At 72.8% G+C, this 17,983-nt stretch carries 18 protein-coding genes; 13 read left to right on the top strand and 5 right to left on the bottom strand.

The features are described 5' to 3' along the window. The first annotated feature begins 138 nt into the window (after positions 1-138). The 4 genes from prcB (at position 139) to SM418_RS12965 (ending at position 4,380) form a co-directional block, all read left to right on the top strand. Positions 139-984: a proteasome subunit beta gene (gene prcB, locus SM418_RS12980; RefSeq protein ID WP_371942137.1), complete on the top strand. Its 846-nt coding sequence runs from the start codon at positions 139-141 to the stop codon at positions 982-984. 21 nt (positions 985-1,005) lie between these two features. Beyond that, a complete protein-coding gene (gene prcA, locus SM418_RS12975) occupies positions 1,006-1,767 on the top strand; it encodes a proteasome subunit alpha (protein ID WP_371942264.1) in 762 nt (253 codons plus the stop codon). Positions 1,768-1,972: 205 nt separating this feature from the next. After that, positions 1,973-3,331 (top strand): Pup--protein ligase, encoded by a 1,359-nt coding sequence (gene pafA / locus SM418_RS12970; RefSeq protein ID WP_089325990.1) that lies wholly within the window; start codon positions 1,973-1,975, stop codon positions 3,329-3,331. Positions 3,332-3,471: 140 nt separating this feature from the next. Then, entirely contained in the window at positions 3,472-4,380 is a 909-nt protein-coding gene (locus SM418_RS12965) for an FKBP-type peptidyl-prolyl cis-trans isomerase (RefSeq protein ID WP_371942136.1), read from the top strand. A 224-nt stretch (positions 4,381-4,604) separates the two neighbouring features. Here the strand turns inward: SM418_RS12965 and SM418_RS12960 are convergent, their stop codons facing one another. After that, positions 4,605-5,687 (bottom strand): DUF3866 family protein, encoded by a 1,083-nt coding sequence (locus tag SM418_RS12960; protein ID WP_371942135.1) that lies wholly within the window; start codon positions 5,685-5,687, stop codon positions 4,605-4,607. Between the two features lie 95 nt (positions 5,688-5,782). Between SM418_RS12960 and SM418_RS12955 the strand changes: the two genes are divergently transcribed. From SM418_RS12955 to SM418_RS12930, 6 genes are all read left to right on the top strand, one after another. Next, positions 5,783-6,832 carry a helix-turn-helix transcriptional regulator gene (locus SM418_RS12955; protein ID WP_371942134.1) on the top strand — a complete coding sequence of 350 codons (1,050 nt, stop codon included), beginning with the start codon at positions 5,783-5,785 and terminating at the stop codon, positions 6,830-6,832. After that, positions 6,829-7,833: a helix-turn-helix transcriptional regulator gene (locus SM418_RS12950; protein ID WP_371942133.1), complete on the top strand. Its 1,005-nt coding sequence runs from the start codon at positions 6,829-6,831 to the stop codon at positions 7,831-7,833. The genes SM418_RS12955 and SM418_RS12950 overlap by 4 nt, the downstream gene beginning before the upstream one ends. 73 nt (positions 7,834-7,906) lie before the next feature. Then, positions 7,907-8,125, top strand: a complete 219-nt coding sequence (locus tag SM418_RS12945) for a hypothetical protein (protein ID WP_371942263.1) — start codon at positions 7,907-7,909, stop codon at positions 8,123-8,125. Between the two features lie 25 nt (positions 8,126-8,150). Beyond that, positions 8,151-8,522: a Sec-independent protein translocase subunit TatA gene (tatA, locus tag SM418_RS12940; RefSeq protein ID WP_371942132.1), complete on the top strand. Its 372-nt coding sequence runs from the start codon at positions 8,151-8,153 to the stop codon at positions 8,520-8,522. Between the two features lie 102 nt (positions 8,523-8,624). Further along, a complete protein-coding gene (gene tatC, locus SM418_RS12935; RefSeq protein ID WP_371942131.1) occupies positions 8,625-9,440 on the top strand; it encodes a twin-arginine translocase subunit TatC in 816 nt (271 codons plus the stop codon). A gap of 146 nt (positions 9,441-9,586) precedes the next feature. Then, complete coding sequence (locus SM418_RS12930; protein ID WP_371942130.1) at positions 9,587-12,355, top strand: DEAD/DEAH box helicase; 2,769 nt, start codon at positions 9,587-9,589, stop codon at positions 12,353-12,355. Here the strand turns inward: SM418_RS12930 and SM418_RS12925 are convergent. Further along, complete coding sequence (locus tag SM418_RS12925) at positions 12,337-13,278, bottom strand: oxygenase MpaB family protein (RefSeq protein WP_371942129.1); 942 nt, start codon at positions 13,276-13,278, stop codon at positions 12,337-12,339. The genes SM418_RS12930 and SM418_RS12925 overlap by 19 nt on opposite strands. A gap of 188 nt (positions 13,279-13,466) precedes the next feature. Here SM418_RS12925 and SM418_RS12920 point away from each other — a divergent pair, with 188 nt between their 5' ends. The 3 genes from SM418_RS12920 (at position 13,467) to SM418_RS12910 (ending at position 15,857) form a co-directional block, all read left to right on the top strand. Next, positions 13,467-13,850, top strand: coding sequence for a hypothetical protein (locus SM418_RS12920; protein WP_371942128.1), 384 nt, complete (start codon positions 13,467-13,469; stop codon positions 13,848-13,850). A gap of 154 nt (positions 13,851-14,004) precedes the next feature. After that, on the top strand, positions 14,005-15,021 hold the full coding sequence (locus SM418_RS12915) for an ABC transporter ATP-binding protein (protein WP_371942127.1): 1,017 nt from the start codon (positions 14,005-14,007) through the stop codon (positions 15,019-15,021). Beyond that, positions 15,021-15,857: an ABC transporter permease gene (locus SM418_RS12910; protein ID WP_371942126.1), complete on the top strand. Its 837-nt coding sequence runs from the start codon at positions 15,021-15,023 to the stop codon at positions 15,855-15,857. Before SM418_RS12915 ends, SM418_RS12910 begins: the two co-directional genes overlap by 1 nt. 41 nt (positions 15,858-15,898) lie before the next feature. Here SM418_RS12910 and SM418_RS12905 read toward each other — a convergent pair whose 3' ends face one another. The 3 genes from SM418_RS12905 to SM418_RS12895 all read right to left on the bottom strand — a co-directional run bounded on the left by SM418_RS12905 (position 15,899) and on the right by SM418_RS12895 (position 17,897). Beyond that, positions 15,899-16,363, bottom strand: coding sequence for a hypothetical protein (locus tag SM418_RS12905; protein ID WP_371942125.1), 465 nt, complete (start codon positions 16,361-16,363; stop codon positions 15,899-15,901). Positions 16,364-16,482: 119 nt separating this feature from the next. Beyond that, the gene (locus SM418_RS12900; RefSeq protein ID WP_371942124.1) at positions 16,483-17,217 is read right to left on the bottom strand and encodes a hypothetical protein; all 735 of its coding nucleotides are present in this window, start codon (positions 17,215-17,217) and stop codon (positions 16,483-16,485) included. 20 nt (positions 17,218-17,237) lie between these two features. Next, positions 17,238-17,897, bottom strand: coding sequence for an ArsR/SmtB family transcription factor (locus SM418_RS12895; RefSeq protein ID WP_371942123.1), 660 nt, complete (start codon positions 17,895-17,897; stop codon positions 17,238-17,240). Between the last annotated feature and the right edge of the window lie 86 nt (positions 17,898-17,983).

Raw genomic sequence — 17,983 nt, 5'->3', positions numbered from 1 at the left:
GCGACGCGGGTTCGCCGTGGGCTTAGGCGGGCGGGGATCACGTGGCATGCGCTCGGGCGACCATGAACAGTAGGGTCGTAGACGTCCATGCCGGCGGGTTGTCCAGCGCCGGTGCCATGGTGGAGGGAAGGGAGTCGCGTGGCGTCCCACGATTCGCACACCGGGCGTCTGCCCGGGTTGTTCGCGAGCCCGGATACGTCGTCGTTCACCGAGTTCCTGGGGGCCTACTCCCCGCAGTCGCTGCCCGGCGGGCGGACGCCGCCGGCGTCCCGGGCCGGGGGCGACATCCCGCACGGGACGACGATCGTCGCGGTGAGCTTCCCCGGCGGGGTGGTGATGGCGGGGGACCGGCGGGCGACGGCGGGCAACGTCATCGCGCAGCGCGACATCGAGAAGGTGTTCCGGGCGGACGAGTTCTCCGCGATCGCGATCGCGGGGACCGCCGGGATCGGGATCGAGATGGTGCGGCTGTTCCAGGTGGAGCTGGAGCACTACGAGAAGCGCGAGGGCCGGACGCTGTCGGTGGAGGGCAAGGCGAACCGGCTGGCGACGATGGTGCGGCAGAACCTGGCGATGGCGATGCAGGGCCTGGCCGCGGTGCCGCTGTTCGCGGGCTACGACGAGGAGCGGGACGGGGGCCGGATCTTCTCCTACGACCCGGCGGGGGGCCGGTACGAGGAGCGGGACTTCCACTCGATCGGCTCGGGTTCGGTGTTCGCCCGGGGGGCGCTGAAGAAGCTCTACAGGGCGGACCTGCCGGCGGAGGACGCGGCGCTGGTCTGCGTGCAGGCGCTGTACGACGCGGCCGATGACGACTCGGCGACGGGCGGGCCCGACCTGACGCGCCGGATCTTCCCGGTGGTGTCGTCGGTGACGTCGGAGGGGTATCGCCGGCTGGGCGAGGACGAGGTGGGCGCCCTGGCGCAGGCCGTCGTCGACGGACGTTACGACTCGCCGGGCGGTCCGACCGCCCCGCTGCGATAGAAGGGATCCTGACCGGTGTCCATGCCGTTCTACGTGTCGCCCGAACAGCAGATGAAGGACAAGGCGGACTACGCGCGGAAAGGGATCGCGCGTGGCCGCAGTGTCGTGGTGCTGCAGTACGACGACGGCATCCTGTTCGTGGCGGACAATCCGTCGCGGGCACTGCACAAGATCAGTGAGATCTACGACCGGATCGCGTTCGCGGCGGTGGGGAAGTACAACGAGTTCGAGAACCTGCGGCTGGGCGGGGTGCGGTACGCCGACATCAACGGGTACCAGTACGACCGCCGGGACGTGACGGCGCGGGGGCTGGCGAACGTGTACGCGCAGTCGCTGGGGACGATCTTCACGGAGACGACCAAGCCGTACGAGGTGGAACTGGTCGTCGCGGAGGTGGGGGAGGACGCGGATACGGACCAGATCTACCGGCTGACCTTCGACGGCTCCGTGGCGGACGAGCACGGCTATGTGGCGATGGGCGGGCAGGCCGACGCGGTGGCGCAGTCGTTGAAGGACGGCTATCGCGAGGGTTCGTCGCTGGAGGAGGCGTTGCGGACGGCGGTGCGGGCGCTGGAGGCGCAGGATTCGGACCGGCATCTGGAGGCGACGTCGCTGGAGGTCGCGGTGCTGGACCGCAACCGCGAGCACCGGTTGTTCAAGCGGCTGGCGGCGGCGCGGATCGCGGACCTGCTGTCGGCGGCGGACGGTGCCGGCGGGCAGGGGAGTGCGCCGGGCGGTTCGGATGCCGCTGGTTCGGCTGGTTCGGCGGCCGACGAGGACTGAGGCGCGTATAGGCGTGCCGCCATCCGGCGGGGCGCCGGCGGGCCGGGACGGGCCTGTCGTGGTGGGGCGGCCCCGGAACACGACGGGCCCGCCTCGCCGCGGCGGGCCCGTCGTGTTCCGGGGCCGCGGCGCGGTGGGTGGTTCATGGGAAACGGTGGGGTCGAGAGACTGCCAAGTGGGGGTCGGGCCGCATAGGGTCTTGGTTGTGGACAGGCGCATCTTCGGGCTTGAGAACGAGTACGGCGTCACCTGTACGTTCCGCGGGCAGCGGCGGCTGTCACCGGACGAGGTGGCGCGCTATCTGTTCCGGAGGGTGGTGTCGTGGGGTCGTAGCAGCAACGTGTTCCTGCGCAACGGGGCGCGGCTGTACCTGGACGTGGGCAGTCACCCGGAGTATGCGACGCCGGAGTGCGACTCGGTCGTGGATCTGGTGACGCATGACAAGGCGGGGGAGCGGATCCTGGAGGGTCTGCTGGTGGACGCCGAGCGGCGGCTCCGTGAGGAGGGGATCGCCGGCGACATCTACCTGTTCAAGAACAACACGGATTCGGCGGGGAACTCCTACGGCTGTCACGAGAACTATCTGGTGGGCCGGCACGGGGAGTTCGGCCGGCTGGCGGACGTCCTGATCCCGTATCTGGTGACGCGGCAGATCATCTGCGGCGCCGGGAAGGTGCTGCAGACGCCCCGGGGCGCGGTGTACTGCGTGTCGCAGCGGGCGGAGCACATCTGGGAGGGCGTCTCGTCGGCGACGACGCGGTCGCGTCCGATCATCAACACGCGGGACGAGCCGCACGCGGACGCGGAGCGGTTCCGGCGGCTGCATGTGATCGTCGGTGACTCGAACATGAGCGAGACGACGATGCTGCTGAAGGTCGGGGCGACCGATCTGGTGCTGCGGATGATCGAGGCCGGCGTGGTGATGCGTGATCTGACGCTGGAGAACCCGATCCGGGCGATCCGCGAGGTGAGCCATGACATGACGGGCCGGCGGAAGGTGCGGCTGGCGAACGGCCGGGAGGCGAGTTCGCTGGAGATCCAGAAGGAGTACTTCGGCAAGGCGCGGGACTTCGTGGACGCGCGGGGCGGCGACGCGACGGCGAAGCGGGTGCTGGAGCTGTGGGAGCGGACGCTGCGCGCGGTGGAGACCGGGGATCTGGACCTCGTGTCGCGGGAGATCGACTGGGTGACGAAGTACAAGCTGATCGAGCGGTACCGCCGCAAGTACGATCTGCCGCTGTCGTCGCCGCGGGTGGCGCAGCTGGATCTGACGTATCACGACGTCCACCGCGACCGGGGGCTGTACTACCTGCTGGAGAAGCGGGGGTCGGTCGACCGGGTGACGCGGGATCTGGACATCTTCGAGGCGAAGTCGGTCCCGCCGCAGACGACGCGGGCGCGGCTGCGGGGCGAGTTCATCCGGAAGGCGCAGGAGAAGCGGCGTGATTTCACGGTGGACTGGGTGCATCTGAAGCTGAACGATCAGGCGCAGCGGACGGTGTTGTGCAAGGACCCGTTCCGGTCGGTCGACGAGCGGGTGGACAAGCTGATCGCGGGGATGTAGCGGGCTCCGGCGCGACACGCGCGCCGGACGCTACCGGCAGGTCACCCGGGCGGTAGGGTGAGCGCTCAGTCGCGGTCGTCACCCCCCCGAAGGACCCCTGTATGGCCCCCCGTATGCGCCGTCGTTTCCGGTCGTTGTCCGTGGTCGTCGTGCTCGCGGCGCCGTTGGCGCTGTCGGCGGGGTGCTGGGGCGGCGGGGGCGTCGATGTCACGGTGCGGGGTGATTTCGGGAAGCTGCCGGAGGTGAAGTTCCCGAAGGGTGCGCCGGGTGACTCTCTCGCGGTGGAGACGCTGAAGGAGGGGAAGGGGACGGCGGCCCGCAAGGGTGATCTGGTGGTGGCCGACTATGTGGGTTACCGGTGGAGCAAGGACGGGCGGAAGCTGCTGGCGAGCAGTTACGCGAAAGGGCAGCCGGGGGCGTTTCCGACGGGCCAGTTGGTGCCGGGCCTGGTGAGGGCGTTCGAGGGGGCGCGGGCGGGGTCGCGGGTGGTGGCGCGGATCCCGCCGGAGGACGGTTTCGGTGACGAGGGGGATCCGGGGCATCAGGTGGGGGCGGATGACACGCTGGTGTACGTCCTGGACGTGCGGGCGGTGTATCCGAGGACGGCGGGTCCACGGGGGAAGAAGCAGGCGCCGTTGAGCGATCCGGGGTTGCCGAAGGTGGCGGAGGCGCCGGCGGGGCAGGCGCCGGTGGTGACGATGCCGCGTGCGGCGGCGCCGAAGAGGCTGCAGGTGCGGACGCTGGTGCAGGGGGACGGCCCGGCGGTGCGCAAGGGGCAGTTGCTGGTGCTGCAGTACGGGGGGTATTTCTGGCGGGACGGGAAGGTGTTCGATTCGTCGTGGTCGGCGGGTCATCCGAAGGCGGCGTTGATCGGGACCGGTCAGGTGATGCAGGGCTGGGATCGTGGTCTGGTGGGGCAGCGGGTGGGCAGCCGGGTGCTGCTGTCGGTGCCGCCGTCGCTGGGGTACGGGGCGAAGGGGCTCACCCAGTTCGGGATCAGGGGGAGTGACACGCTTGTGTTCGTGGTGGATCTGCTGGGCGTCCACTGACCCCGGCGCCAATACCGTTCGCGCTGACCCCGTTCGCGCTGACCCCTTGGGTACTCGCCCCGTTCTCTAAAACGGATCCTCGTTGTTCTTAGAATGGCTCGTCTAGCGCTCCGTCGCGGGAACCTTGCTGCGGGCACGCTGAGCGAGCGCCGGGCCCGCCCGGCGCTCGCTCAGCGTGCCCGCCCGTCACCGGTGGCCGGAGTGCTCACCGCCGGGGCGGGGGATCAGCCGAGCAGGGCGGCGGTGTGGCGGCCCGCGGCCGCGGCGGTGAGGAAGTAGGGGAGGTCCTCGTCGAGCCGGCGTCCCATGGTGGACAGGCGGATGCCCCAGTCCTTCTCGGCGGCCTTCAGGGTCTCGTGGAGGCCGTCGACGGGGACGGGGACGAGCCGGTGCCGGTCGCCGAGCGGGGCGGCCTCGGCGGCGACGCGGGCGCCGAACGGCCCGCCGAGTTCGGGGACGGGGACGTCCGCGGCGGCGAGGGCGACCCGGCCGTAGGCGGTGAGGGAGTGGTGGGAGACGCCGATGTGGCGTTCCCGCTTGTCGCCCTCGCTGACGCGCAGTGACCCGACGGGCCGGCCGCCGAGGACGGCCGCGGCGTTGACGGCCTCTCCGGCCGTGACGCCGGAGAACCCCCATTTCGTTCCGGTGCCCAGGTTCCCCGGCCCCTGGGCCAGGACGACCGCCTCGGCGTCCAGGACGAGCCGGGCGGCGAGGAGCCCGGTGTGGACGGTGACGGCTTCGAGGTCGCCGCCGAACGCCTGCCCGACGGTGACGGTGGCGGCGAGGGCCCCGGCGTCCTTCAGCCGGGCGATGGACATGGAGAACCAGGACGGCAGGGCCCCGCCGTCCGGCATGACGTAGACGACCCGCGTGGACGGGCGGGAGGCCAGGAGCGCGGCCAGGATCGGCGGCAGCGCGGAGTGCAGGTCGGCGACGATGACGGGCATGCCGCCGAGGGAGTCGGCGTCGCGGAGCAGCTCGTGGTGGGGCGAGTCCTGCTCGTCGGCGCCGAGGACGGTGGCCTGGAGGGGCGTGTACCGGGCCTTGACGAGGTGGCCGGGGCCGGTGGGGTCGGGTGGGAGCCGGTCGGGGACGGCGACGACCATCGCGTAGCCGCCGGTGCCGAGGCCCATCGCCAAGGCCGTAGTGTTGAGCAGGACGGTGTCGCCCGGTTCGGGCCGTCCCACCAGGGCGGGATAGGCCAGCGCGCGGTGCGTGCCGTCACCCCCGATCGAGACGTTCAGCTCGACCGCCCCCGGCCATTCGCGGCGGATGTCCTCGACTGTGCCTTTGCGCCATCGGATCACACCGGGAAACGGTAGCGTCCTGGACGACGGCTCGCGGGGACGAACCGGCCCACCCGGCGGGGCAGGGCCCACGGAGGGAACGAGGTGGTGGCGGAGTGTCGCGGCGCAAGACCGAGCGCCTGCTGAATCTGGTGGTCTGCCTGCTCGCGACCCGGCGCTATCTGACGGCCGAGCAGATCCGCCGGGCGGTGCCCGGCTACCCGGATGCGGGCGAGGCGTTCAAGCGGATGTTCGAGCGGGACAAGGAGGAGCTGCGCGAGCTCGGCGTCCCGCTGGAGGTGGGCAGCGACCTGCTCGGCGGCGGCGGCGAGGAGATCGGGTACCGGATCCCGCCGCAGGCCTACGAGCTGCCCGACATCCATCTGACGCCGGACGAGACGGCGGTGCTCGGCCTCGCGGCCCGGGTGTGGCAGCGGGCGAGCATGGCGGAGGCGGCGTCGGGGGCGCTGCTGAAGCTGCGGGCGGCCGGGGTGGAGACCGACGCGGCCCCCGCGGTGGGGATCGAGCCGCGGGTGAACACCCACGAGCCGTCCTTCGCGGCGCTCTGGGAGGCGGTGCGCGACGGCCGTCCGGTGGCGTTCGACTACCAGGGCATCGGGCGGACGTCGGTGGCGCGGCGGCATCTCGAGCCGTGGGGCGTGGTGAGCCGGCGGGGCCGCTGGTACGCGGTGGGGTTCGACCGCGACCGCGCCGAGCAGCGGGTGTTCCGGCTGAGCCGCATCGTGGGCGAGGTCGTGCCGGACGGGCCGGCCGGGTCGGTGACGGTCCCGGACGGGGTGGACGTGCGGCGCATCGCGTTCGACTGGGGCGACCCGGTGAGCGAGCCGCGGCCCGCCACGGTGCGGCTGCGGCGGGGCGCGGCGCAGGGCCCGCGGCGGTGGGCCCGCGACGTCCGCCCGGTCGACGGCGAGGCGGGCGAGGCGGGCGAGGCGGGCGAGGCGGGCGAGGCGGGCGAGGCGGACGGCTGGGACGAGGCGACCCTGACCTTCCGGGACGTGGACCGGTTCGCGCCGTACCTGGCGCGGTTCGCCGACGACGTGGTGGTGCTCGACCCGCCGGATCTGCGGGAGGCGGTGATCCAGCACCTGAAGTCGGTGCTGGCGGGCGCCGGAGGGCACCCGGCCGAGGAGGGGGAGGCCCGATGACCGGCAAGACGGCGCCGAAGGCCGCGCCGACGACGTCCACCGACCGGCTGGGGCGGCTGCTGGCGCTCGTCCCGTACGTGGTGAACCGCGACTCGGTGGCGCTCGGCGAGGCGGCGGCGGCGTTCGGGGTGACCGAGAAGCAGCTGATCGACGACCTGAACCTGCTGTGGTGCGTGGAGCTGCGCGCGCCCGACCCGTACTGCCCGATCGACCTGTCCTACGAGGGCGGGGAGATCACCGTGGCCGAGGCGGAGTCGATCGCGCGGCCGCTGCGGCTGAAGGTGGACGAGGCGTCCGCGCTGCTGGTGGCGCTGCGGATGCTGGCCGGCATCCCCGACCTGGACGACCGGGACGCGCTGAGCCGGGTGATCGCCAAGCTGGAGAGCGCGGCGGGCGAGGCCGCGGCGGTGTCCAGCCAGGTCGCGGTGGAGGTGGACGCCTACGGCGGGACGGCGGACCCGGCCCGTACCGCGGTCGGGCTGCTGCGCGACGCGATCGCGGCCGGCCGCCGCGTGCGCCTCACCTACTACGTGCCGGCGCGGGACGAGAACACCCGCCGGGACGTCGACCCGATGCGGCTGCTGGTCGTGGAGGGCAACACCTACCTGGAGGGGTGGTGCCGGCGGGCGGAGGCGGTCCGGCTGTTCAAGCTGGACCGGATCGCCGACCTGTCGGTGCTGGACGTGCCGGCGCAGGTGCCGGACGAGGCCGAGCCGATCGACGTGGACGCGGGCCTGTTCCGTCCGTCGCCGCAGGACGAGGCGGTCACGCTGGAGCTGACGCCGCGCGGCCGGTGGGTGGCCGACTACTACCCGTGCGAGAGCGTGCAGGAGCTGGGGGAGGGGCGGCTGCGGGTCGTCCTGCGGACCCCGGACGCGCGGTGGGTGCGGGGGCTGGCGCTGAGGCTCGGCGACCAGGGCCGCGTCGTGGCGCCTGCGAGCGTCGCGGCCGGGGTGCGCGAGGACGCGGCGAGGGCGCTGTCCCGGTACGGCGTGCTCTGAGCGAAGCGGCCGCGCGGGCGGCTCCGGCACGCACGGGGCGCGCCCCTGGCGGATCGGGTAGCGTGGCCGGGTGATGTGGCTCGCGGTGTCGGTGTCGCTGGGTTTCGCCGGCTTGGCCGTGCTCGCCTGGTGCGCCTTCAAGGTGTGGCTGGGCGTGCGGCGTTTCGGTCGTGAACTGGAGCGCACCAGACGGCGGCTGGAACCGAAACACTCGGCGCTGCGCGATGAACTGTCCCGCCTCGACGACGCCCGATCGTCACAAACGCCCGGCGAGGGCGTACGATCTGCGTGAGTGCCGTCTGCTGAAGAGGATTGCCATGCCGAACATCGGGACTCCCGAACTGCTCATCATCCTGCTGGTGGTCGTGCTGATCTTCGGGTCGGCGAAGCTGCCGCAGCTCGCCCGGTCGCTGGGCAAGTCGGCGCGGATCCTGAAGGCCGAGACCAAGGGCCTGCGCGAGGACGATGACGACGCGCCCGCGCAGCAGGCGAAGCAGCAGGCCGCGGCGCAGGAGCAGGGCGAGCCGGACGCGCGGGAGAAGGCCGCGCGGCTCCGCGAGGAGGCTGCGCGGCTGGAGCGCGAGGCGGCAGCGACGGAGTCCGGGCAGCGTCCCCGGGGCGTGCTCGGTTCCGGTGAGCCGATCCAGGGCGTGCCGGTGTCGGACCCCGACCGGCTCCGCCAGGGCTGACGGACCCGGCCCGCCGCGACGACTCCACCCCGCCCCCGAGCCTGAATGCCCACGATGAAGCTGAGCAGGCGCGACGCCGCCCCCGACGGTCGCATGCCCCTCATGGACCACCTCCGTGAGCTGCGCAACAGGTTGATCAAGGCGATCCTGGCCTTCCTGGTCGGCGCGATCGTCGGCTGGCTGCTGTTCGACCCGGTGTGGGACTTCCTCAAGCAGCCGTACTGCTCCCTCCCGCAGTCCCACGTCGTGGACAAGGACGAATGCTCCCTGTTCGTCAACGGGATCTTCTCCTCGTTCTTCCTGAAGCTGAAGATCTCCTGCATCATCGGCGCGGTCATCTCCTCGCCGGTCTGGCTGTACCAGCTGTGGGCGTTCGTCGCGCCCGGCCTGTACGGGCGCGAGCGGCGCTGGACGTACGTGTTCCTGGGGGCGGCGGTCCCGCTGTTCTTCGTCGGCACGGCCCTGGCGTACCTGACCGTCGACAAGGGCCTGGCGATCTTCCTGGGGTTCGTCGCCGACGACGTCAAACCGCTGATCACCGTCGACAGTTACCTCAGCTACGTGCTGACGATGCTGCTGGTGTTCGGGCTGACGTTCGAGCTTCCGCTGTTCGTGGTGGTCCTGAACCTGGCGGGGGTGCTGAGCTCGACGCGGATCCGCCGGTCCCAGCGGATGATCCTGTTCGGCATCTTCGTGTTCGCGGCGGTCGCGACCCCGAGCGCCGACCCGTTCACGATGCTCGCGCTCGCGCTGCCGACCGTTCTGCTGTTCGAGGTCGCGGCGCTGCTCGCGTTCTTCAACGACCGCCGCCGGGCCCGCCGCCCCGACCCCTACGAGGGCCTGTCGGACGACGAGGCGTCCCCGCTGGACCTCGACGCGATCGACGCGGAGCTGGAGAAGGGCGACGCCGCCCGCTGACCGGCGCCGATCACCCGCCTGATCGTCCCGCCTGATCGTCCCGCCTGGTCGCGCCGCCCGTCGATCGCCCGCCTGGTGCCGCCTGCCGGTGAAGCGTCCGTCCGCTGATTGGGTATCGGGCCGGTCGAAACCGTAGGCTCGAAGGTATGACCACCCCCGACACGACGTCGGCCGACCAGACTCCGGCCCAGCGGTACGCCGCCTACCGCAGGCGCACCGCGGGGCACGGCCCGGCCCTGCTCGACTTCCGCACCCTGTACGACTTCGAGCTGGACCCGTTCCAGCTGGAGGCGTGCCAGGCGCTGGAAGACGGCAGCGGCGTCCTGGTCGCCGCGCCTACCGGATCCGGGAAGACGGTGGTGGGGGAGTTCGCCGTCCACCTCGCGCTGACCGGCGGCACCAAGTGCTTCTACACCACGCCGATCAAGGCGCTGTCGAACCAGAAGTACGCCGACCTCGTCCGCCGGTACGGGCCCGAGAAGGTGGGACTGCTCACCGGCGACAACAGCGTGAACGGCGAGGCCCCGATCGTCGTGATGACGACCGAGGTCCTGCGGAACATGCTGTACGCGGGGTCGCAGACCCTCGCCGGGCTCGCGTTCGTCGTGATGGACGAGGTGCACTACCTCGCCGACCGGTTCCGCGGCGCCGTGTGGGAAGAGGTGATCATCCACGTTCCGGACTCGGTGCGGATCGTGGCGCTGTCGGCGACCGTGTCCAACGCCGAGGAGTTCGGCGAGTGGCTGCACGAGGTGCGCGGCGACACCGCGGTGATCGTCGACGAGCACCGTCCCGTCCCGCTGTTCCAGCACATGCTCGTCGGCACCCGCCTGTACGACCTGTTCGTCGACACCGGCAAGGGCAGGGACCGGCAGGCCCGGCTGAACCCGCAGCTGACCCGGATGGCGGTGGAGGAGGTCCGCCGCGCCAAGGTCAACCAGGGGCGGCGGACGGGGCGGCGCCGGGCGCCGCGCCCGCAGCGGTTCCGGCCGCCGGCCCGACCGGACGTGATCGAGCGGCTGGAACGCGCCGGGCTGCTCCCGGCGATCACGTTCATCTTCTCCCGCGCCGGCTGCGACGCCGCCGTCCTGCAGTGCCTGCACGCCGGGATCCGGCTCACCTCCAGGGAGGAGGCCGAGGAGATCCGCGCGCACGCCGAGCTGCGCACCGCCGACATCGCGCCGGAGGACCTGCGGATCCTCGGCTACGGCGACTTCCTGGACGGCCTGGCGCGCGGTGTCGCCGCCCACCACGCCGGAATGCTGCCGACGTTCAAGGAGATCGTCGAGGAGCTGTTCACCCGCGGGCTGATCAAGGCGGTGTTCGCGACGGAGACGCTCGCGCTCGGCATCAACATGCCGGCCCGCACCGTCGTGATCGAGAAGCTCGACAAGTGGAACGGGGAGGCGCACGTCGACCTGACCCCCGGCGAGTACACGCAGCTGACCGGGCGGGCCGGGCGGCGCGGCATCGACGTCGAGGGCCACGCCGTCGTGGTGTGGGGCCCGAACGTGGAGCCGGCGTCGGTCGCCGGGCTCGCCGGCACCCGTACCTACCCGCTGAACTCCAGCTTCCGGCCGTCGTACAACATGGCGGTGAACCTCGTCGGCGCCGTCGGGAACGAGCGCGCCCGGACGCTGCTGGAGGAGTCGTTCGCGCAGTTCCAGGCCGACCGCGCCGTCGTCGGCCTGGCCCGGCAGGTGCACAAGAACGAGGAGGCCCTGGAGGGGTACGCCAAGGCCGCGCAGTGCCATCTGGGCGACTTCATGGAGTACGCGGCGATGCGGCGGCGGCTGTCGGACCGGGAGGCGGAGCTGTCGCGGGAGCGGTCGTCGGCGCGGCGCGCCGAGGCCGCGAGGTCGCTGGAGCACCTGCGGCCCGGCGACGTGATCATCGTGCCTTCGGGCCGGCGGTCGGGCCTCGCCGTCGTCCTCGACCCGGGGGTGGGGCGCCGCTCGGACGGCCCCGCGCCGCTGGTGCTGACCGTCAACCGGTCGGTGCAGCGGCTGTCGGTGCAGGACTTCCCGCGCGCCGTCGAACCGGTCGACCGGATCCGGATCCCGAAGTCGTTCAGCCCCCGCAACCCGCAGGACCGCCGCGACCTGGCGTCCACGCTGCGCAACCGGGTGCCCGACGACGTCCGCGACCGCAAGCGGGCCCGCGGCGACTCCGCCGCGACCGAGGACGCCGAGATCGCCCGGCTGCGCGCCGACCTGCGCCGCCACCCCGTGCACGGCTGCGACCAGCGGGAGGACCACGCCCGCTGGGCCGAGCGGTTCCACCGGCTGGACCGGGAGACCGAGCAGCTGCGCCGCCGCGTCGAGGGCCGCTCCCAGGTGATCGCCCGCACGTTCGACCGGGTGTGCGCGGTCCTGCAGCAGCTCGGCTATCTCGACGGCGACTCCGTCACCGCGGAGGGCCGCCGCCTCGGCCGCATCTACAACGAGCTGGACCTGCTCACCGCCGAGAGCCTCCGCGACGGGCTGTGGGAGAAGCTCGACCACGCCGAGCTGGCCGCGTGCGTGTCCGCGCTGGTGTACGAGTCGCGGCAGCCCGACGACGCGACCCCGCCCCGCACCCCGACCGGCGCGGCGCAGGACGCCCTCGCCGCGATGGTGCGGCTGTGGGGGGAGCTGGACGCCGTCGAGCGCGACAACCGCGTCTCGTTCCTGCGCGAGCCCGACCTCGGGTTCGCGTGGACGGCGTACCGGTGGGCGAAGGGCGACGACCTCGACGAGGTCCTGCTGGAGAGCGACCTGACCGCGGGGGATTTCGTCCGCGCGGTCAAGCAGCTCCTGGACCTGCTCGGCCAGATCGTCGACGCGGCCCCGGCCAACAGTCACATCCGCAAGACCGCCCGCCGCGCCATGGACGCGATGCGCCGCGGCGTCGTCGCCTACTCGTCGGTGGCCTGAACCCCGGTGGCCTGGGCGCCGGCGGCCCGGCGGTGGGCGGCCTGGCCGTGGGCGGGCCGGCCTGGGCGGGTGCGCTCGCCGCGGCGGCGGTCGCGGTGGGCGGACAGGGTGCGGTTCACGCGGTGGGTCGCCAGCCGGACGAGGAGCGGCTGCGGCGGGCGCCGCAGCGGCCCCGGCGTCAGCCGGTGGGCGGCGGACGCGGTGCCGAGCAGCAGCCCGGCGGCGCGGCGGCGGCCCGGCGTCCACGGCAGCCCGTACCCGGCGCGCAGAGGTTCGGGCAGCAGCGCGGTGGTGACCAGCCGGAAGACGGCCAGGGCGGGGAACAGGGCGCGCAGCCTGCGCGGCCACAGCACGGCGGCGGCGACTTCGCGGGCGGCGTCGCCCACCTCCAGGGCGGAGAGCGTCCCGGCCATGTAGGCGCGGAACTCGGCCAGGTCGGCCGGCTGGGACTCCAGCGGGCAGCCGAGGACCTCGGCGACGATGCGGGCCTGCCGGTAGTAGGCCTCGGGCAGCTCGTCGTCGCGGGGCCGCATGAGGGTCTCGTGGATGTACAGGGCCGAGTCGATCAGCGTCGCGTTGACCCACATCTGCAGGTCGGGGTCATTGCCGGAGTAGCCCTCGCCGCGGACCGTCCCGTGGATGCCGCGGACCTTCGCGGCGATCCGCGCGACCTGCTCCGGCGTCCCGAACGTGACGATGAGGAGGAAGTCGAGGGTGCCGAAGAGGCGGGCGAGGGGCCGGTCGGCGAAGTCGCTGTGCTCGGCGACGCCCTGGGCGACGCCCGGGTGTGCGAGCTGCATGAGCAGGGCCCGCCCGGCGGCGAGTCCGACGAGGGGCTCGGCGGCCAGCTTCCGCAGGACGTCCCGGTCGGCGAGCCGCTCGTCGAGCCGCCCGGGCGTGGGGATCGGGGGTGTGGCGGGCAAGCGGGCCTCCCGGCGGTCGGAACCTCGCCGCCATCCTGGCCCAACTATTGACGAATGGTCAATAAAGCGTCGCGCGCCGCGCGGCGGCCTGAACGGGCCAAAGATGTGAAATTCGTAGGGAACGACGGCAATCGGTGGCACAATCAGGGCGCCCGATGACCAGCCGGTTCGTGGGAGTCGGGTCCCCCATGGAAGAGAGAAAGGTCCCGACCGTGGCCATCCGCGACAAGATGCGCGCCAACGCGGCCCACGTCCTGCAGCCGGGCGAGAACATCCAGGCGGTGTTCGGCGCCCAGACCGTGAGCCAGTACTTCGCGCTGCTCTCCTACTGGATCATCATCTTCGCCAACGCCTACCGCGTCGTCGTCGTCACCGACCGCCGCATCCTCGTGTGCGGGTCCGGGCGGATGCGCATGACTCCGGTCAACGAGGTGTTGCGCGAACTGCCCCGCGGCACCAGGATCGGCCCGCCGAGCGGCCTGTGGTGGCGCTGCGAGACCCTGGGCGAGAAGCTCTACGTGCACAAGCGGTTCCACAAGGACGTCAACGCCGCCGACGGCGTCGCCGCCTGATGCGCCTCGCGAAGGAACGCCCTCCCGGTCGCGGGAGGGCGTTCGGCGTTCTCGGCCGGAGAGGGTTCCGCGCGGCGGATGAGCCGGGCACGCCGCCCGGCGCGCTAGTGTGATCAGGGTCACCGAGACCGCCGAACCGGCCCGGGAAGTGCGAATGATCGAGGCGGAGAACCTCACCAAGCGTTACGGCGACAAGACCGCCGTGGACGACCTGTCGTTCACGGTCGTCCCCGGCCGGGTGACCGGATTCCTCGGCCCTAACGGCGCGGGGAAGTCGACCACCATGCGGCTGCTGCTCGGCCTGGACCGGCCCGACCGCGGCGACGCCCGCATCCACGGCCGCCACTACCGCGACCTGGACGCGCCGCTGCGCGTCGTCGGCGCGCTGCTGGAGGCGCGGTCCGTGCACACCGGCCGCAGCGCATACAACCACCTGCTGTGCCTGGCGCAGACGCAGGGCATCGGCAAGAGGCGCGTCGACGAGGTCATCGACCTCGTCGGCCTCACCGCGCCCGCCCGCAAGCGCGTGGGCGCGTTCTCCCTCGGCATGGGGCAGCGGCTCGGCATCGCCGCCGCGCTGCTCGGCGACCCGTCCGTGCTGATCCTGGACGAGCCCGTCAACGGCCTGGACCCCGAGGGCATCGTGTGGATCCGCACCCTCATGCAGCGGCTCGCCGCCGAGGGGCGGACGGTCCTCGTCTCCAGCCACCTGATGAACGAGATGGCCGTCACCGCCGAGCACCTCATCGTCATCGGGCGCGGCCGGCTGATCGCCGACTGCTCCACCGAGGAGTTCATCGAGCGCAGCACCGAGAAGACGGTGACGGTGCGCAGCCCCGACGCCGCGCGGCTCACCGACGTCGTCGCGGCCGCGGGCGGCAAGGTCGCCCCGGGCGGCGAGGGAGCCGACGACCTGATCACGGTCACCAACATGGAGGCGCCCCGCGTCGGGGAACTGGCAGCCGCCGAGGGGATCGTCCTGCACGAGCTGACCCCGAGCCGAGGCTCCCTGGAGTCGGCGTTCATGGAACTGACCCGAGAAAGCGTCGAGTACGGCACGGCCGCTGGAGCCGTTCCCGGGCCCGTTCCCGCGGCCGGTGACGCGCCCGTCCCCGGGCCCGTGCCCGGAGCCGTGCCGGGCGCCGCCACCGGCCAGGAAGGGGAGACCTGATGACCACGGCCACCGCCCGGCCCGGCACCGACCCGGCCGCCGCCCACCAGCGGCCCGGTTTCGGGCGGCTGCTGCTCGCCGAATGGACGAAGATCCGCACGGTCCGGTCCACCCTGTGGTCGCTGATCCTGCTGGTCGTCCTCGACCTCGGCTTCACGACGCTGATCGTCGGCCTCACCACCGCGCAGTGGGACGACGCCAGCCCCGCCGACCGCGCGCAGATCGCCGCCGACCCGGTCAGCTTCATCCTCGGCAGCGGGTTCTTCCTCAGCCAGCTCGCCATCTGCGTCCTCGGCGTGCTGGTGATCGCCTCCGAGTACTCCACCGGCATGATCCGCGCCAGCCTGCTCGCGGTGCCGCGGCGGCTGCCGATGCTGTGGGCCAAGGCCATCGTGTTCGCGCTGGTCGTGCTCGTCCTCGGCGTCGCGGTGTCGTTCGCGTCGTTCTTCATCGGCGCGGCGATCAGCAGCGACACGGTCGAGGTCTCCCTCGGCGACCAGGGCGTGCTGCGCGCCGTCATCGGCGGCGGCCTGTACCTGGCGATGCTCGGCCTGTTCGCGCTCGCCGTCGGCGCGATCGTGCGGCACACCGCCGGCGGCATCACCGGCGTCATCGCGTTCGTGCTGGTGCTGGCGCCGCTCACGACGCTGCTGCCCGGCAGCGTCGGCGACCACGTCCACGCCTACCTGCCGTCCGAGGCGGGCAACCTGATCGCCAAGGCCCACCAGGGCCCGGACGACCTCCTCACGCCCTGGCAGGGCTACGGCGTTTTCGCCCTCTGGACGGCCGCGCTCCTCGCCATCGCCGCCTTTCTCCTCAAACGCCGCGACGCCTAGTCCGGCGCCCTGCCCGCTTCACGGAGCGTCCCCGCCGCGAGTCAGGCGCGGGGATGCTCCGGCGCGAGCCGTCCCGCCACCACCACGCCGTACAGGACGTGGTCGAGCGCCACCACGGCCCGCCACGCGAGGCTCCGTTCGTGGACGTGGTGGACGCCCAGCAGCGGGGCGATTCCCGCCTCGAAGCCGAGCCACACCGCCAGGCCGTAGGCGGGGCCCGCCGCCGGATGCCGCCGGACGCCCGGCGGGAGCAGCCCGAAGACCGCGCCGCCGCCCGCCCCGTAGGCCCAGTGCGCCAGTTCGGTCACCGCCTCCCGGTAGCGCTCCGGCAGCCGGCGCACGACCGGCACGTGCCGCTCCACGATCGCCGCGGGCGGGCTCTGCTCGTGCGGGCCGACGGCCGCCGTGACCGTCCGGACGCCCGTCATCGCCATCGCGGCGACCAGCCCCCGCGCGCCCGCCCGCACCACCGCGGGCCCGCGCGCCGCCGGTTTCCTGCAGCCCATGTGCGCCTCCTCGTGCACCCCTCTGCGCACCTGCCCCGTTCCCCTGCCGCCCATGCGCGGGCGGGCGACACACGCGAGGGGGCCCGCACGCGACCGCGTGCGGGCCCCCTCGCGTCCGCTCAGGCGTAGAGGCCGTCCAGCCAGGACTTCCACGCCGCCTGCACCTGGTCCCGCGACGCGGCGGCGTCCGGAGCGAACCGGTGCAGGGCGATCCCCACCGGGCCGCCCCACGCGTCGCGCCCGAAGAACCGGTACATTGCGTCGCCGGTCCGCAGCCCGACGAAGTGCTCGTTGCGGAAGTCCAGCACGGCGTCGACCGGGCCCGCGCCGGGCAGGTCGACCCGCACGGTGTCTCCCTCGGCGGCGTCGTCCACCCCGAGCGCCCGGACGGCCGCCGCGAACGACCCCGGCTTCATGGACGCCTCCGGGCCCTGCACGTCGGAGTGCACCGCCGCCCGGCCCGTGAAGTGCGTCAGGTACTGGCGCAGCGTGTGCAGGTAGAAGTCGGTGTGCCGGCTCGCGCCGTCGTACTGGTCGTCCCAGCTGCCGGTGAAGATGCCGCTGTGCACGTAGCGGACCCAGGCGCCGCCCGCGCGCGGCTCGATCACCGTGTCCAGGACGTTGAGCGTCTGCGGCATGCCGCCGATGCCGTCCGGGTCCTCCACGCGGCTGGTCAGCCGGTGCGGCGGGTCCCACGCCGTGACGACGCCCCCGCCGCCCGCGCTGCCGCCCTCGCGGGGCTCGAACTCCATCGGCCACAGCCATCCGGCGCTGCCGGTGGTGATGGCCTCCCACACCTGCTCGGGGGCCGCCTCGGTCTCGTACTCCCGGACGATCTCGAATTCCCTGCCCATGATGCTCTCCTCGCTGCTTTTCAGGCTTCGATCTCCCCGGGGGTGTCCGGCCGCGCCGGCGCCCCGGGCTCGCTCTCCGGCGAGTCGTTGTCGAGCGTCTCCCTCTTCACCGCGGGGTGGACGGCGATGACGACGCGGTGCGCGCGGCCGCCCCCCGCCGGATCGGCGTGGTACTTGCGGACGAGCGCGCCCACCCCGGCGGTCAGCTCCTCGATGAACGCCGCCCGGTCCGCCGCGGAGGCGAACGTGACCTCCCCGTCCAGCGCGTAGGTCGCCAGCCGCTTGTTGGCCCGCGCCGCCCCGGAGATCAGCGCGCCCACGTCGCGGACCAGCCGCGCCGCGATCGCCAGCAGCCATCGCGCCGACAGCGCGTCGCGATGCCGGTCCGGGTCGGGCTGCAGGCCCGCGAGCGCCAGCGGGGAGATGACGTAGGACGCCGCCGTCGCCCGCAGCAGCCGCTCGGTCATGTTGCCCTTGCGGCGCTCGCCGACCAGTTCGACGAGGCCGTGCCGCTCCAGCGTCCGCAGGTGGTAGTTGACCTTCTGCCGGGGCAGCCCCACGCGGGCCGCCAGCGCCGCGGCCGACATCGGCTCGCCGAGCTCGGCGAGCAGCCGCGCCCGCATGGGGTCCAGGGAGGCCGCCGCGGCCTCCGCGTCCTCGATCACCGTCACGTCCAGCATGCCTCCATCATGGCTGCCGACAAATCAGTTTGTCAAGACAGAATCTTTGATCGGCTGGCCGGGTCCGGGGCTCGCCCGCCGGGTCG

Origin of the sequence: Actinomadura chokoriensis (assembly GCF_041463665.1) — a bacterium.
Classification (GTDB): Bacteria; Actinomycetota; Actinomycetes; order Streptosporangiales; family Streptosporangiaceae; genus Spirillospora; species Spirillospora chokoriensis_A.
This window is presented reverse-complemented; position numbering and strand designations above follow the sequence as displayed.